The organism is Pseudomonas sp. StFLB209 (assembly GCF_000829415.1).
GTDB lineage: Bacteria > Pseudomonadota > Gammaproteobacteria > Pseudomonadales > Pseudomonadaceae > Aquipseudomonas.
Window position 1 is genome coordinate 1,433,561 of sequence record NZ_AP014637.1, and the last position, 14,862, is coordinate 1,448,422.

General features: G+C 61.5%; 12 protein-coding genes. 1 reads left to right on the forward strand and 11 read right to left on the reverse strand.

Going from position 1 to position 14,862, the window contains the following annotated elements; translation table 11 throughout:
• Positions 1 to 100: 100 nt before the first annotated feature.
• The 4 genes from creD to rloA2 all read right to left on the reverse strand — a co-directional run bounded on the left by creD (position 101) and on the right by rloA2 (position 4,481).
• Positions 101 to 1,465: a cell envelope integrity protein CreD gene (gene creD, locus PSCI_RS06650; protein ID WP_045484448.1), complete on the reverse strand. Its 1,365-nt coding sequence runs from the start codon at positions 1,463 to 1,465 to the stop codon at positions 101 to 103.
• A gap of 178 nt (positions 1,466 to 1,643) precedes the next feature.
• A complete protein-coding gene (gene creC / locus PSCI_RS06655) occupies positions 1,644 to 3,062 on the reverse strand; it encodes a two-component system sensor histidine kinase CreC (RefSeq protein ID WP_045484451.1) in 1,419 nt (472 codons plus the stop codon).
• The gene (gene creB / locus PSCI_RS06660) at positions 3,063 to 3,755 is read right to left on the reverse strand and encodes a two-component system response regulator CreB (RefSeq protein ID WP_045484454.1); all 693 of its coding nucleotides are present in this window, start codon (positions 3,753 to 3,755) and stop codon (positions 3,063 to 3,065) included.
• Positions 3,756 to 3,977: 222 nt separating this feature from the next.
• Positions 3,978 to 4,481 (reverse strand): retropepsin-like aspartic peptidase RloA2, encoded by a 504-nt coding sequence (rloA2, locus tag PSCI_RS06665; protein ID WP_045484457.1) that lies wholly within the window; start codon positions 4,479 to 4,481, stop codon positions 3,978 to 3,980.
• A 162-nt stretch (positions 4,482 to 4,643) separates the two neighbouring features.
• On the opposite strand from rloA2, the gene PSCI_RS06670 reads away from it, so the two are divergent.
• Positions 4,644 to 5,540 (forward strand): acyltransferase, encoded by an 897-nt coding sequence (locus tag PSCI_RS06670; protein ID WP_045484460.1) that lies wholly within the window; start codon positions 4,644 to 4,646, stop codon positions 5,538 to 5,540.
• A 73-nt stretch (positions 5,541 to 5,613) separates the two neighbouring features.
• Here PSCI_RS06670 and fdhA read toward each other — a convergent pair whose 3' ends face one another.
• The 7 genes from fdhA to glyA form a co-directional block, all read right to left on the reverse strand.
• The gene (fdhA, locus tag PSCI_RS06675; protein WP_045484463.1) at positions 5,614 to 6,813 is read right to left on the reverse strand and encodes a formaldehyde dehydrogenase, glutathione-independent; all 1,200 of its coding nucleotides are present in this window, start codon (positions 6,811 to 6,813) and stop codon (positions 5,614 to 5,616) included.
• A 345-nt stretch (positions 6,814 to 7,158) separates the two neighbouring features.
• Positions 7,159 to 8,016, reverse strand: coding sequence for a formyltetrahydrofolate deformylase (locus PSCI_RS06680; RefSeq protein ID WP_045484466.1), 858 nt, complete (start codon positions 8,014 to 8,016; stop codon positions 7,159 to 7,161).
• Between the two features lie 98 nt (positions 8,017 to 8,114).
• A complete protein-coding gene (locus tag PSCI_RS06685) occupies positions 8,115 to 8,747 on the reverse strand; it encodes a sarcosine oxidase subunit gamma (RefSeq protein ID WP_045484469.1) in 633 nt (210 codons plus the stop codon).
• Between the two features lie 105 nt (positions 8,748 to 8,852).
• Positions 8,853 to 11,873, reverse strand: coding sequence for a sarcosine oxidase subunit alpha (locus PSCI_RS06690; protein ID WP_045484472.1), 3,021 nt, complete (start codon positions 11,871 to 11,873; stop codon positions 8,853 to 8,855).
• Positions 11,870 to 12,166: a sarcosine oxidase subunit delta gene (locus PSCI_RS06695; protein ID WP_045484475.1), complete on the reverse strand. Its 297-nt coding sequence runs from the start codon at positions 12,164 to 12,166 to the stop codon at positions 11,870 to 11,872. The genes PSCI_RS06690 and PSCI_RS06695 overlap by 4 nt, the downstream gene beginning before the upstream one ends.
• A 15-nt stretch (positions 12,167 to 12,181) precedes the next feature.
• The gene (locus PSCI_RS06700; RefSeq protein ID WP_045484477.1) at positions 12,182 to 13,432 is read right to left on the reverse strand and encodes a sarcosine oxidase subunit beta family protein; all 1,251 of its coding nucleotides are present in this window, start codon (positions 13,430 to 13,432) and stop codon (positions 12,182 to 12,184) included.
• A gap of 17 nt (positions 13,433 to 13,449) precedes the next feature.
• On the reverse strand, positions 13,450 to 14,703 hold the full coding sequence (gene glyA, locus PSCI_RS06705) for a serine hydroxymethyltransferase (RefSeq protein ID WP_045484479.1): 1,254 nt from the start codon (positions 14,701 to 14,703) through the stop codon (positions 13,450 to 13,452).
• Between the last annotated feature and the right edge of the window lie 159 nt (positions 14,704 to 14,862).

Consider the following 14,862-nt stretch of genomic DNA (forward strand, 5'->3'; position numbering starts at 1 on the left):
ACCTGCCCGGCTGCCCGCGGCGCTGCGGGCAGCAAACCGATCAGCCCGTCCAGCAGCCGCCTGGCCTGGCGGCGCTCCTGACGCAACAGCGACTCTTCGTTCATGGCGCTGGCTCCGCAGCCGGTTTGTGGCTGATGCCCGGCGCAATGCCGTACCAGTCGAGCTTGCGGGTCAGGACCATGAACACGCCCAACAGGCCGAACAGCAACAACGAGCCCATCAACAATGCGTAGTCCTCAGCACTGAGCAAGCCGTACAGCAGGCCATACAGCGCCGCCAGCCCCAGCGCAAATCCCACGCCCTGGCGCACACCACGCAGCACATGGCTGACATAGAAGCCGATCAACAGCACGCAACCAGCCGCTGACAACAGGTAAGCCGTGGCAAAGCCCAGATGCTCGGACAGCGACAGCAACATCAGGTAGAACAGCGCCAGCGCCGCGCCCACCAGAGCGTACTGCACCGGGTGCACGGCCATGCTCTTGAGTACCTCAAAGAGAAAGAAGCCGGCAAAGGTCAGGGCGATGAACAGCAAGGCATATTTGATCGCTCGGTCACTCTTCAGGTATTGATCCACCGGATCGATGAAGCTCACACCGAAACTGCGGCCGTGCAAATCTGCGCACTGATCGCTGCGCAGGCATTTGTCGAAGGCCTCTTCAAGGTTGGTGGAGAAGAACGAGGTCTGCCATTGCGCGCTGAACCCTGCTGCGCTGACTTCCCGCTGGGTCGGCAGGTAGTTGCCGATAAAGCTTGGATGCGGCCAGTCAGCGACCAGTTTTACCGTGCTGGACTTGCCCACCGGGGTGACGTTCAGCTGCCCGGTGCCTTGCAGGTTCAGGTCAAAGGCAAAGCTCAGGCGGGTCGGCTGCTTGCCGTCAATGGCCGGCAGAGTGGCACTGACCCCCTCACCGAGACGACTCAGCCGCGTGCCCGGCTCGAACTCCAGCGTCTGGCCGTTCATCTGCAGGGTCAGGGCATTTTCGATGCCGCGGATATCACTCAGGCCCACCGCCAGATAAGGCCGCTCGAAGCTGTACTCCTCGAAGCTGTCATCCAGGCCAAGCTTTTCCGGCAGCGCGAAATGCCCGCTGATCTGGCTTTGCGCATGGTACAGGCGCGCCTCGTAGATGCCGCGTGAACGCAGCTCGGTGCGCACCTTGCCATCCACCTCGAAACGCTCGGGCAGAAAGTGCAGGTAACCGCGCTCAATCTCGGTTTCCTGGTAGCGCTCATCGCTTTGCGCCTTGACCTTCCAGACCTGCACGCTACGCCGGTAAGGAATCACGACCACCGGGCCGGTGATCTGCTGGCTGTAACTGGAACTGCGCGCAATGTCATCAAGCACCGTATCGCGCTGCGCCTGCCGCTCGCTGATCAGCCCGCCGATCATCATCAATGGAATCAACAACAGCATGATCAGCAAAGCGATCATGCCCAACTTCATGGCCAGACTTCGATTCATGCTTGTATTCATGGGGACTCTCCCTGTTTGCTATGGGGAAAGTCTGCGCGGGCTATGTGGGGTGATGATGGGGGCTGTGTGGAGATTGTGTGGAAATACGTGTGGCATAGCGGACCGGCATCGTCTGCGTAGGAGCTGCTTCAGCAGCGAACAGCATCATTCGCGGATAAATCCGCTCCTACGCCAGCCACAGGCTCACCAACACCCCACCCTCCACATTCTCGATCCGCAGTTCGCCGCCATGCAGCTGCACCACCTCGGCGACGAAGTTCAGCCCCAGTCCGGTGCTTTTACGCCCGGTATGCGGACGCGGCAGGGAGTAGAAGCGCTCGCACAAACGCGGCAAGGCATAGTCGGGAATCGGTTCGGCGGTGTTGAACAGCGAGAGGTAAATACGCCCGTCCCGGGGTTCGGCCGCCAGGCGCAGTAACCCGCCGGTCGGGGTGAAGTCCAGCGCGTTGTCCAGCAGGTTGGCCAGCGCCTGGCTGAGCAGAAAGCGTTCACCGTGCAGGCACAGCGAGGTGTTGATCTGCCGCTCGACCTTCAGATCCAGGCGCTCGACGGCCAGGCTGCGGGCCAGCAGCAGTTCATCGAGCAGTTCGGCCAGCGGCAAGGCCACTCGCTCTTCAAGCTCCTGGCGCTGCTCGACCATCGCCAGGTTCAGCAGGCGTTCGATCAACTGCTGCATGCGCTGGCTTTCATCTTCGATATTGCCGGCAAAGCGCTGGCGCTGGGCCGTCGGCATATCGTCGTGCAATAGTTCAGCGGCGCCGCGGATCGCCGCCAGCGGGCTTTTCAGTTCGTGGGTCAGGGTATGCACGTAACGCTCGACATAGGCCTTACCTTCGAGCTGGATGCGCATGCGCTCCACCGCTGTGGATAACTGCTCCATCTCGCCGCCCCGGTAATGCGGCAGCTCAGCGCGCCGCCCTTCGCTGACCGCCTGGGCATAACGGGTCAGGCGCCGCAGCGCAGAGCTGAGCCACCAGGAAAACAACGCCCCCAGCAGCAGGCCCAGCACCATCAACCCGCCGCCATACCACAGCAAACGTCGCTCGGCCCGCTCAATGTAGGGCTGCAACGAGCTATTGGGCTTGGCCACAGTCACCACACCAATAATCTGTCCTTGGTCACGAATCGGCGCACCGACATGCATCACCGACGAGTTGGGGTCTTCAGGGTCGCTGCGAGTCGAGCGTGCACCGTATTGGCCGCGCAGGGTCAGATACACGTCGTTCCAGCGCGAATAGTCCTGGCCGACCGCCTCGCCACTGGAGTCCAGCAACACGACGCCCTTGGCATCGGTCACGTAGATACGGTTGCTGACCTGATTCTTCGGCAGTTCCCAGATGGTTGCCTGCGGCTGACGCACGCCGTAATCCTGCAGCACTTCGTTGAAGCGGCTCTGCCCGAGCGTGCCATCACGCACGTCAGCGCGGAAGATTTCCGCCAGCAGGTTGGCGGTGTCTACCAGGGTTTCCTCGGTTGACTGACGCACGCCGGGGCGAACTTCCTTCATCACCGTGCTGAGCACGAAATAGCCGGTCAGGGCGATGAAGACCGCGTAGACCAGAAATATCCGGATGCTCAGCGACATTCAGCTGTTGCCCGGACTGAAGCTGTAACCGATACCGCGATGGGTCTGGATCGGCTCGGCATCGGCGGCGACCGCCCGCAGCTTGGCGCGCAGGCTCTTGATGTGGCTGTCGATGTTGCGCTCGTAGCCGGCATCGGCGACCACCCCCAGGGCATCGAGCAACTGCTCGCGGCTGAATACCCGCTCAGGCTGCTCCAGCAGGCATTGCAACAGGCGAAACTCGTGACGGGTCAGGCTCAGCGGCTGCTGGCGATAGCTGATCTGGAAGCGCTCCAGATCGACCTGAAACAGCCCGCTGCCGCTCGCAGATACCACCACCGGCAGTTCACGGGGCAGCATGCGCTTGAGAATCGCCTTGACCCGTGCCGCCACTTCACGGGGGCTGAACGGCTTGACCACATAATCGTCGGCGCCAATCTCCAGGCCCACCACCCGGTCGATCTCGGCATTGCGCGCAGTGAGGAACATCACCGGCACATCGCTGAAGCGGCGCAATTGTTTGCAGGTTTCAAAACCGCTGATATCCGGCAGGCCGACATCGAGAATGATCAGGTCGGCCGGGGTCTGACGCTGATGTTCGACCGCAGCCTGGCCGAGGCTCAGCCAGGTGCTGGTAAAACCCTCGCCTTGCAGGGCATAGATCAGGGTGTCGGCAATCGCGACTTCGTCTTCGACAATCAGGATATGCGGCATGATTTCGGGCATTGAACGGGACCGACAGAAGGTGCGCGATCCCACCCTGTTCGTCAATCAGGTGCCTTTAAAACGTAGGCGAGGCAGTCAGCGCAAGGCAAAAACAAGCGAGGAAGCGGAGTGTACTGGAGTACATGAGCATTCCGAGCGTGTTTTTAACGCAGCGCTGACGCGCGTAGCGCCACAGGCGCCCAGCCAGTAGGTAGTTTTAAAGGTGCCTGATCAGCAATCCGGTTGTTTGGCGGTATAGCGCTTGGCCGGGTCCACCGCTGCATCAAACTCACGCAGTGCCTTGGCGCCGATCAACAGCGGATAGTTGAAGTGGCTGCGGTCTACCAGATTGACCTCGACGGTGCGCTGCTGCTTGCCCAGGCACAGTTGCAACTCGACCACCGGGCGCTTGGCCGGGTCGATGCGGTCTTCGTCCTCGTCGTCTTCGTCGGCACGGCCTTTGATCTTGCTGACCCGCGCGACCTTGTGTTCGAACAGCTTGTTACTGGCGCCGTCAGCGGCCAGGCGAAAACGTACCCACTGCTCACCGTCGCGCTGGAACAGCTCGATATCCTTGGCCGATAACGAAGCGGTCAACGCACCGGTATCCATCTTGGCCTTGAAGGTTTCGCCCACCTCCGCAATCTTGATGTGCTCGTAGCGGCCGTACAGGGTCGGGTCGGCCGCCAGAGCCGGCATCGCCAGCAGAGACAACAGCACGAGAGTGTTCTTCACTTGGAGGACTCCTTAGAGTATCGGGCGCCCGGTTGGCGTCCGGTTTTAGACAGCAGCGCCGTGCTTGGTTCGCCGACCGGAAACATTTGTCAGCATCTGTTTCATTGGCGCGTCAGACCGGGCTATTTATCATGACTGACCGCCAATATCCCAGAGATGCCTATGCGCCGCGCCCTCACCGGCTGTTTCGTCACCCTCTTGCTGCTGCTCAACACCCTGATCCTGATCGGGCCGCTGCTGGCATTCGCCCTGCTCAAGCTGATCTTTCAGGGCGACATGCGCGACCACTGCTCCAGGGCCGTGATGTGGATCGCGGAAACCTGGGCAGAGATCAATAAACGCATTTTCGCACTCACCCTGCCCACCCAATGGGACATTCGTGGCGCCGCACAACTGCGCCGTGATACTTCCTATCTGGTGATCAGCAATCATCAGTCCTGGGTGGATATTCCGGCGCTGGTTCAAGCGCTGAACCGCCGCACGCCATTTTTCAAGTTCTTCCTGAAAAAGGAGCTCATTTGGGTGCCGTTTCTGGGGCTGGCCTGGTGGGCGCTGGATTATCCGTTCATGAAGCGCTACAGCAAGGCTTTCCTGGCCAAAAAACCGCAACTCAAAGGCCAGGATCTGGAAATCACCAAGGCGGCCTGCGAGCTGTTCAAGCGCCAGCCGGTAACCATCGTCAATTATCTGGAAGGTACCCGCTTTACCCAGGCCAAACACGCCGCCCAGCAGTCGCCGCATCAATACCTGCTCAAGCCCAAGGCCGGTGGCGTGGCCTTTGTGCTGGCGGCGATGGGTGAGCAACTCGATGCGATCCTCGATGTGACCGTGGTCTACCCCGGCAGCCCGCCGCCCGGTTTCTGGGATTTGCTGTGCGGGAGCGTGCCCAAGGTGGTTGTCGATATCCAGACCCGCGCGCTCGACCCCGCACTGTGGCAGGGCGACTACGAGAACGATCCTGAATTTCGTGGCCAGGTCCAGACCTGGGTCAACCAGCTATGGGTCGAGAAGAATGCGCGGATCGCGCAGTTGAAGCAGGAAATGAATCGCGGTGAATGAAGCGGATCGCGGCTGAAGCGGATCGCCGCCCGGCCGCTCCTACAGGTAGGAGCGGCTTCAGCCGCGAATTACATCAAGCGGCGCTGAAGGTCTTGTGCGGGTCGATGACGAATTTCTTCGGCACGCCTGCATCGAACTCGCCGTAGCCAGCCGGTGCCTGATCCAGGCTGATCACCTGCACGCCAACGATTTCAGCGATGTTCAGACGGTCCCACATGATCGCCTGCATCAGCTGGCGGTTGTACTTCATGGTCGGGGTCTGGCCGGTGTGGAAGCTGTGCGACTTGGCCCAGCCCAGGCCGAAGCGGATGCTCAGGGCGCCGTTTTTGGCCGCCGCGTCTACTGCACCCGGATCTTCGGTCACGTACAGGCCCGGAATACCGATCTTGCCCGCCACGCGAGTCACCTGCATCAACGAGTTGAGCACCGTGGCCGGCGCCTCGTGCTTGGCACCTTCATGGCCGTGGCCACGGGCTTCGAAGCCCACGGCGTCGATCGCGCAGTCCACTTCCGGCTCGCCCAGCAGCGCGGCGATCTGTTCATGCAGCGGGGTGTCGGTCGACAGGTCGGCGATTTCAAAACCCTGGGCCTTGGCATGCGCCAGACGCGCAGGGTTCAGGTCACCGACGATCACCACGGCAGCGCCGAGCAGGCGCGCCGAAGCGGCAGCGGCCAGACCCACAGGGCCGGCACCGGCGACATAGACCGTGCTGCCTGGGCCAACGCCAGCGGTCACCGCTCCGTGGAAGCCGGTAGGCAGAATGTCCGACAGGCAGGTCAGGTCACGGATCTTTTCCATGGCCTTGTCGCGGTTCGGCAGTTTCAGCAGGTTGAAGTCGGCGTAGGGCACCAGCACGTACTCGGCCTGGCCACCGGTCCAGTCGCCCATGTCAACGTAACCGTAAGCACCGCCCGGACGGGCCGGGTTGACGGTCAGGCACACGCCGGTGTGCATCTCTTTGCACGAGCGGCAACGACCGCACGCCACGTTGAACGGCACCGAGACCAGGTCACCGATTTTCAGGCTCTCGACGTCCGAGCCTTTCTCGATCACTTCACCGGTGATCTCGTGGCCCAATACCAGACCGATCTGCGCCGTGGTACGGCCACGCACCATGTGCTGGTCGGAACCACAGATGTTGGTGGCGACCACCTTGAGGATCACACCGTGCTCAATCTTCTTGCCGCGCGGGTCCTGCATTTTCGGGTAATCGATTTTTTGTACTTCGACCTTGCCAGCGCCGAGATACACCACACCGCGATTTCCAGACATCTTGTCACCTCTCTAGTTTTTTTTAACGAGGAGTCGCCGCACGCTTGGTGCTCAGTGTCGAATCTGGCCAGGCATCGGCCCGCCACTGAACCTGCCACGCACAACGTGTCGCTTGCAGCTAAGGATGCGCCGATTCAAACCGGGCTTTTTCGGTCACACCGCCCTCAGCTATCTCAAAAACGACAAGCACAGAAATAAGCCGCGATTTTGTCCGGACCTGAATTTCAGCCAGGCCAAAACGCCGGAATTGAGCATAGAAGCTCATCCGGGATTTGCGTGTTTAAAACGACAGAGCCTCAGCCCGCAAAGCGGACTGAGGCACGGAGGTAAACCTGAGAGGCCGGGTTACAGAACGACGGTGCGGTTGGCGTTGAGAAACACCCGCCGCTCGATGTGATAACCCACAGCCCGCGCCAGCGTCAGGCACTCGATATCGCGGCCCCTGGCGATCAGGTCTTCGGGGTAGTACGAGTGGTCGACCACTTCCACGCCCTGGGCAATGATCGGCCCTTCGTCGAGGTCGTTATTGATGTAGTGCGCCGTGGCGCCAACCATCTTCACGCCCTTGTTGTAGGCCTGGTGATAAGGCTTGGCGCCCTTGAAACCCGGCAACAGCGAGTGGTGAATGTTGATGGCCTTGCCATCGAGCTTGCGGCACAACTCCGGCGACAGGACCTGCATGTAACGGGCAAGAATCACCAGCTCTGCGCCGGACTCTTCGACCACCTGCAGCACCTTGGCTTCCTGACCCGGCTTGTCGTTCGGATCCAGCGGGAAGTGATAGTAGGGAATCGAATGCCAGGCGGCCAACGGCTCCAGATCCGGATGGTTGGAGACCACCGCGACCACGTCCATCGACAACTGATTGATCCGCTGGCGGTACAGCAGATCGTTGAGGCAATGATCGGCCTTGGAGACCATGATCACGACTTTGGGGCGGTAGTTGGGGGCCGTCAGCTCGAAGACCATCCCGAATCCCGCGCCACGCTCGGCAAGGCCACTGCGAAAGGCAGCCTCGTCAAAGCCATCTGGCTGGCGGAATTCGACACGAATGAAAAAGCGCGCGGACAACCGGTCATCGAACGAATGATGCTCGGTGACATAGCAGCCCTGCTCGAACAGGTAGCGCGTAACCGCATCAACAGTACCCAAGACGCTGGGGCAGTCGGCGGTGAGAATCCAGGTATCGGGGGCACGGCTCATGAGTCATCCTTTTTGCAGATGTGAAACCGGCAGGAGCGGCTTTAGCCGCGAAAGGGTCAGGCCCGATCGCGGCTAAAGCCGCTCCTGCGACAGATCAATCAGCCCTTGATACCCAGGCCGTATTCCGCCGAAGCATCCTGCAGCCACAGCCACCAGTAGTCGGAGAAGCTGCGGCGCACCAGCAGCTCCCAGGTTTCTTCGCCGGTGCGGCGAATCACCAGTTGCGACTTGGCGAACACCGTACCCACGGCCTTGCAGACCGGGAAGTTGCTGGGGTGAACATCGTAGCTGGTGGATTTTTTCAGCACATCGACCACGTTCGGGCCGCTCAGCTCAAGAATCGACCAGCCGCCGCTGACGTTGACGATAGCAATATGCTGACCGTCCAGCGCAGCGCGCAGCTTCTGCTCGGTTTCCAGTTCGGTCCCGGTCGGTACGATCAGTACCCACTCATCGGGGCCAAGCCATTGCAGCGAGCGCTCGCCGTCGATCACCAAACCCAGCGGGCCTGGCAGTTCCAGACCCAAGGCTTTTTTAACGCCGGTTGCGAAAGCCTTGTCATGACCATTACCACGAATGGTCAGGTGACCCAGCAGGTTCTTGTCGCGCAGCGACACGCCAGGGTTGGTGTTGCCTTTACCAACCAGTTTGTCCAGGCCCGCGTGGAACAGCGGTTGCTCGGCCTTGGCACCGGTGGTTGGACGTTGCTGGTATACGTTGACTGTAGTCATGACGCACCTGTTATCAATTCTGTTGTACAACCGGGCTTCGACTCTGTAGGAGCGACCTTGGTCGCGAAGGTCTTCGCGAGCAAGGCTGCTCCTACAGACCTCCCATTACTCGATGTTCTGGCGCTCGTTCTTCGGATCGAAGAACACGGTCGAAACGATCTCGGCCTCGATCACGCTGCCATCGGCCAGCGGTGCGTAGACCTTCTCGCCCATACGGTTGATACCGCCTTTGACCACGGCCAGGGCAAACGAATAGCCCAACGAGTTGTGCGCGTAGCTGGAGGTCACGTGACCGACCATCTTCATCGGGATCGACTGGTTAGGATCGAACACCAACTGGGCACCTTCCGGCAGCCAGCGTTTCGGGTCCAGCGGCTTGAGACCGACCAGTTGCTTGCGCTGCTCGCGCACGCAGTCTTCGCGGTTCATGCCACGCCAGCCGATCCACGAGAACGGTTTGGTGCGGCCCACACACCAGCCCATGTTCAGGTCGTCCGGGGTCATCGAGGAGTCAGTGTCCTGGCCTACGATGATGAAGCCCTTCTCGGCCCGCAGCACGTGCATGGTTTCGGTGCCGTACGGGGTCAGGTTGTACTTCTTGCCGGCCTCGGCGATCTTCTCCAGCACACCCATGGCGTAGTCAGCCTGGACGTTGACTTCGTACGACAGCTCGCCGGTGAACGAAATCCGGAAGATCCGCGCCGGTACGCCGGCCACTTCGCCTTCTTTCCAGGTCATGAACGGGAACGCTTCACGGCCCAGGTCGATGTCGGTCAGTTCCGACAGCAGTTTGCGACTGTTCGGGCCCGACAGGGTCAGGGTCGCCCAGTGGTCGGTCACGGAGGTGAAGTACACCTTCAGGTCCGGCCATTCGGTCTGCTGATACAGCTCCAGCCACTGCAGAACGCGCGCCGCGCCGCCGGTGGTGGTGGTCATCACGAAATGGTTGTCGCCGACACAGGCGGTCACGCCGTCGTCGAATACCATGCCGTCTTCTTTACACATCAGGCCGTAACGCGCCTTGCCCACATCCAGTTTGGTCCAGGCGTTGGTGTAAACGCGGTTGAGGAACTCGCGGGCATCCGGGCCCTGGATGTCGATCTTGCCGAGGGTCGAAGCGTCCAGCAGGCCGACGCTGTCACGCACTGCCTTGCACTCACGGGCCACGGCCGCGTGCATGTCTTCACCACCTTTGGGGAAGTACCAAGGGCGCTTCCACTGGCCGACGTCTTCGAACTCGGCGCCGTTTTTCACGTGCCAGGCGTGCAGTGCGGTGAAACGCACTGGCTCGAAGAGGTGACCGCAGTGACGGCCGGCGACCGCACCGAAGGTCACCGGTGTGTAGTTGGGGCGGAACATGGTGGTGCCCATCTCGGGGATGGTCACGTTCAGCGAACGGGCGGCGATGGCCAGACCGTTGACGTTACCCAGTTTGCCCTGATCAGTACCGAAGCCCAGCGCGGTGTAGCGCTTGACGTGCTCGACCGACTCGAAGCCCTCACGGGTTGCCAGTTCAATGGCCGCTGCGGTGACGTCGTTCTGCAGGTCGACGAACTGCTTCGGCGCACGGGCGGTGCCCTTGTCGTGCGGCACCTGGAACAGCGCGACAGTCGGCTCTTCGGTACGACTTACGGTTTTCGGCAGCACGCCTTCGACCGCCTGGAAACCGGCTTCGCTGGCCGCACGCACGCCACCTTCGAAACCATCGGCCAGGGTGTCGCCCAGGCTGTAAACGCCGTTCAGACCACCGACGCAAACACGCTTCTGAGGGGCATCGCCGGCCACGAAGCCAAGAATGTCTTCACGCCATACCGGCCGGCCGCCCAGGTGCGAAGCCAGGTGCACGACCGGGCTGTAGCCGCCGGAGCTGGCGATCAGGTCAGCATCGAGCCATTCACCAGGGCTGGTGACTTTCATGCTTTTCAGGTCGATGGCCGCCACGCGGGCACCGGTCACACGCTTGGTGCCACGGGCTTCGATCACCGCACTGGAGGTCAGGATGCGCAGGCCTTTGGCACGCGCCTCTTCAACCAGCGAACCACGCGGGTTATGACGGGCATCGGCAATCGCCACCACTTGCAGTCCGGCATCCAGCCAGTCCAGCGCCACGCGGTAGGCATAATCATTGTTGGTCGACAGCACCAGCTTCTTGCCCGGTGCCACGCCATAACGACGCACGTAGGTCGACACGGCACCGGCCAGCATGTTGCCCGGTACGTCGTTGTTGGCGTAAACCAGCGGCCGCTCGTGGGTACCGGTGGCCAGCACAACCCGCTTGGCACGTACACGGTGCACACGGTGGCGAACCTGGCCGATCGGCGCACGGTCACCCAGGTGGTCGGTCAGACGCTCGTGAATGGTCAGGAAGTTGTGGTCGTGGTAGCCGTTGACCGTAGCGCGAGGCAGCAGCACGACGTTCTTCAGGCCCGCCAGTTCGGCAACCACGCTGGCAACCCATTCGGTGGCCGGCTTGCCGTCCAGGCTTTCGCGGGTGTCGAGCAGGCTGCCGCCGAACTCTTCCTGTTCGTCAGCCAGGATCACCCGGGCACCGCTGCGCGCAGCGGCCAGGGCTGCGGCCAGACCGGCAGGGCCGGAACCGACCACCAGCACGTCGCAGTGCTGGTTGTAGTTGTCGTAACGGTCAGGGTCGTTTTCCAGAGGAGAACGGCCGAGACCTGCGGCCTTGCGGATGTACTTTTCGTAAGTCATCCAGAACGACTGCGGGTACATGAAGGTCTTGTAGTAGAAGCCCGGTGGCATCATCTTGCCGCCGACTTTACCCAAGATACCCATCACGTCGGTGTTCACGCTTGGCCAGCCGTTGGTGCTGGTGGCGACCAGCCCGGTGTACAGCGCCTGTTGTGTGGCCCGCACGTTCGGAATCTGGGTGGCCTCGGTGGCACCGAGTTGCAACACAGCGTTCGGCTCTTCGGCACCGGCGGCAAAGATGCCGCGCGGGCGCGAGTACTTGAAGCTGCGGCCGATCACATCAACGCCGTTGGCCAGCAGAGCGGACGCCAGAGAGTCACCGGCAAAGCCTTGGTAGGTCTGACCGTTGAAGGTGAAGTTCAGCACCTTGCTACGGTCGATACGGCCGCCATTGGGCAGACGATTGGTCTGGCTCATACCTTTTCTCCCTCGGCGGTGAACTGTGGCTTGGCGCCAATCGGATAGGTTTCGAGAATTTCGTAGGTCACGGTATTGCGGGTGACGTTGAAGTACTGACGGCAGCCGGCAGCGTGGTCCCACAGTTCATGGTGAATACCGCGCGGGTTATCACGGAAAAACATGTAGTCGCCCCACTGCTCGTCGGTGCAGGCATTGGGGTCCAGCGGGCGCGGAATGTGCGCCTGGCCGGCCGAGTGGAATTCCTCTTCGGAGCGCAGCTCGCCACAGTGAGGACAGAAGATTTGCAACATGTTCGGACTCTCCTGTTAGTGAGCGACGGCAGCAGCGCCGTGTTCGTCGATGAGGGCACCGTTGTGGAAACGGTCGATGGAGAACGGTGCCGCCAACGGGTGCATCTCGCCCTTGGCAAGACTGGCGGCAAACACGTTGCCCGAACCCGGCGTGGCCTTGAAGCCACCGGTCCCCCAACCGCAGTTGAAGAACATGTTCGGCACCGGTGTCTTGGAGATGATCGGGCAGGCATCCGGCGAAGTGTCGACGATCCCGCCCCACTGACGGTTCATGCGCACCCGCGACAGGATCGGGAACATCTCGACGATGGCCTGGATGGTGTGCTCGATCACCGGGTACGAACCGCGCTGGCCGTAGCCGACCCAGCCGTCGATACCGGCACCGATCACCAGGTCGCCCTTGTCGGACTGGCTGATGTAACCGTGTACGGCGTTGGACATGATCACGCTGTCGATGATCGGCTTGATCGGCTCGGAAACCAGCGCCTGCAGCGGGTGCGATTCCAGCGGCAGACGGAAGCCCGCCAGTTTGGCCATGTGCCCGGAGTTACCGGCAGTGACCACCCCGACGCGCTTGGCGCCAATGAAGCCCTTGGTGGTTTCGACACCGATGCACACGCCGTTCTGCTTGCGAAAACCGGTCACTTCGGTCTGCTGGATCAGGTCGACGCCCAGGGCGTCGGCGGCACGGGCATAGCCCCAGGCCACAGCATCGTGACGAGCCACGCCGCCACGGCGTTGTACGGTGGCGCCGAGGATCGGGTAGCGGGTGTTCTTCGAGCAGTCCAGGTACGGAATCTCGGCCGCGACCTGTTCAGTGTTGAGCAGCTCACCGTCCACCCCGTTGAGGCGGTTGGCGCTGACCCGACGCTCAGAATCACGGATGTCCTGCAGGGTGTGGCACAGGTTGTAGACGCCGCGCTGGGAGAACATCACGTTGTAGTTGATGTCCTGCGACAGGCCTTCCCACAACTTCATGGCGTGCTCGTACAGGTGGGCCGATTCGTCCCACAGGTAGTTGGAGCGCACGATAGTGGTGTTACGGGCGGTGTTGCCGCCGCCCAGATAACCCTTCTCGATCACCGCCACGTTGGTGATGCCGTGTTCCTTGGCCAGGTAGTAGGCGGTCGCCAGACCATGGCCGCCACCGCCGACGATGACCACATCGTAGACCTGCTTGGGCGTTGGCGTGCGCCACATGCGCTGCCAGTTCTCGTGGTGGCTGAGGGAGTGCTTGAAAAGGCCGAAGCCCGAATAACGTTTCATGTAAGGCGACTCCTGACTCAGCGGTAAACCGGGAAATCGGCGCACAGGGCGGCAACATGGCTGGCGACGTTAGCCTCGACATCGGCATCGCCGAGGTTGTCGAGGATGTCGCAGATCCAGCCGGCCAGCTCGATGCATTGGGTTTCTTTGAAGCCACGGCTGGTGACAGCCGGGGTGCCGATCCGCAGGCCCGAAGTCACGAACGGCGACTGCGGGTCATTCGGTACGGCGTTCTTGTTGACGGTGATGTGCGCGCGGCCCAGGGCCGCGTCAGCATCTTTACCGGTCAGGCCCTGACGGATCAGGCTGACCAGGAACAAGTGGTTGTCAGTACCGCCGGAGACCACGTCGAAGCCGCGGTCGATAAACACCTTGGCCATGGCCTGGGCATTATTGATGACCTGCTGCTGGTAAGCCTTGAAGCCTGGCTCCAGCGCCTCTTTGAAGCACACGGCCTTGGCGGCGATGACGTGCATCAGCGGGCCGCCCTGAGCGCCGGGGAATACGGCGGCGTTGAGTTTTTTCTCGATCTCTTCGTTGGCCTTGGCCAGGATCAGGCCGCCACGTGGACCGCGCAGGGTCTTGTGGGTGGTGGTGGTCACCACGTCAGCGAACGGGATCGGGTTGGGGTACAGGCCCGCTGCGACCAGACCGGCCACGTGGGCCATGTCGACGAACAGCAGCGCACCGACCTTGTCAGCGATGGCGCGAAAGCGCGGGAAGTCCAGGGTCTTGGAGTAGGCCGAAAAACCGGCAACGATCATCTTTGGCTTGTGCTCGACGGCCAGGCGCTCGACTTCGTCGTAGTTGATCAGACCGGTGTCGGTGTCGATCCCGTACTGCACGGCGTTGTACAGCTTGCCCGACGAAGAAACCTTGGCACCGTGGGTCAGGTGACCGCCATGGGCCAGGCTCATGCCCAGGATGGTGTCGCCGGCTTGCAGCAGCGCCAGGTAGACCGCCGAGTTGGCCGAGGAGCCGGAGTGCGGCTGGACGTTGGCGTAATCAGCGCCGAACAGTTCCTTGGCGCGATCGATGGCCAGTTGCTCGACCTTGTCGACGTGCTCGCAGCCGCCGTAGTAACGCTTGCCCGGATACCCTTCGGCGTACTTGTTGGTCAGGCCACTGCCCTGCGCTTGCATGACGCGCTTGCTGGTGTAGTTTTCAGAGGCGATCAGTTCAATGTGGTCTTCCTGACGCTGCTCTTCGGCATTGATGGCCGCCAACAGTGCATCGTCATAACCCTGAATCTGGTCTTGTTTGCTGAACATCGCGGTCTCCCCAGCGGCGTCGCGGCGCCATTCATTATTGGATAGGGTGGGTTCATCACCCAGTGGCTGAGATGGTAGGCCGGCGGCGTCCTGCCCAGATGCCTGCACACGCCACGCAAAGGTGCTTTTACGACATGGATTTGACGGCGTGGAACATTC

Excerpts from the sequence above, each read along its gene's own strand:
- creD (WP_045484448.1), bottom strand. The coding sequence starts at position 1,465 with ATGAATCGAAGTCTGGCCATGAAGTTGGGCATGATCGCTTTGCTGATC.
- creC (WP_045484451.1), bottom strand. The coding sequence starts at position 3,062 with ATGTCGCTGAGCATCCGGATATTTCTGGTCTACGCGGTCTTCATCGCC.
- creB (WP_045484454.1), bottom strand. The coding sequence starts at position 3,755 with ATGCCGCATATCCTGATTGTCGAAGACGAAGTCGCGATTGCCGACACC.
- PSCI_RS06670 (WP_045484460.1), top strand. The coding sequence starts at position 4,644 with ATGCGCCGCGCCCTCACCGGCTGTTTCGTCACCCTCTTGCTGCTGCTC.
- fdhA (WP_045484463.1), bottom strand. The coding sequence starts at position 6,813 with ATGTCTGGAAATCGCGGTGTGGTGTATCTCGGCGCTGGCAAGGTCGAA.
- PSCI_RS06680 (WP_045484466.1), bottom strand. The coding sequence starts at position 8,016 with ATGAGCCGTGCCCCCGATACCTGGATTCTCACCGCCGACTGCCCCAGC.
- PSCI_RS06685 (WP_045484469.1), bottom strand. The coding sequence starts at position 8,747 with ATGACTACAGTCAACGTATACCAGCAACGTCCAACCACCGGTGCCAAG.
- PSCI_RS06690 (WP_045484472.1), bottom strand. The coding sequence starts at position 11,873 with ATGAGCCAGACCAATCGTCTGCCCAATGGCGGCCGTATCGACCGTAGC.
- PSCI_RS06695 (WP_045484475.1), bottom strand. The coding sequence starts at position 12,166 with ATGTTGCAAATCTTCTGTCCTCACTGTGGCGAGCTGCGCTCCGAAGAG.
- PSCI_RS06700 (WP_045484477.1), bottom strand. The coding sequence starts at position 13,432 with ATGAAACGTTATTCGGGCTTCGGCCTTTTCAAGCACTCCCTCAGCCAC.
- glyA (WP_045484479.1), bottom strand. The coding sequence starts at position 14,703 with ATGTTCAGCAAACAAGACCAGATTCAGGGTTATGACGATGCACTGTTG.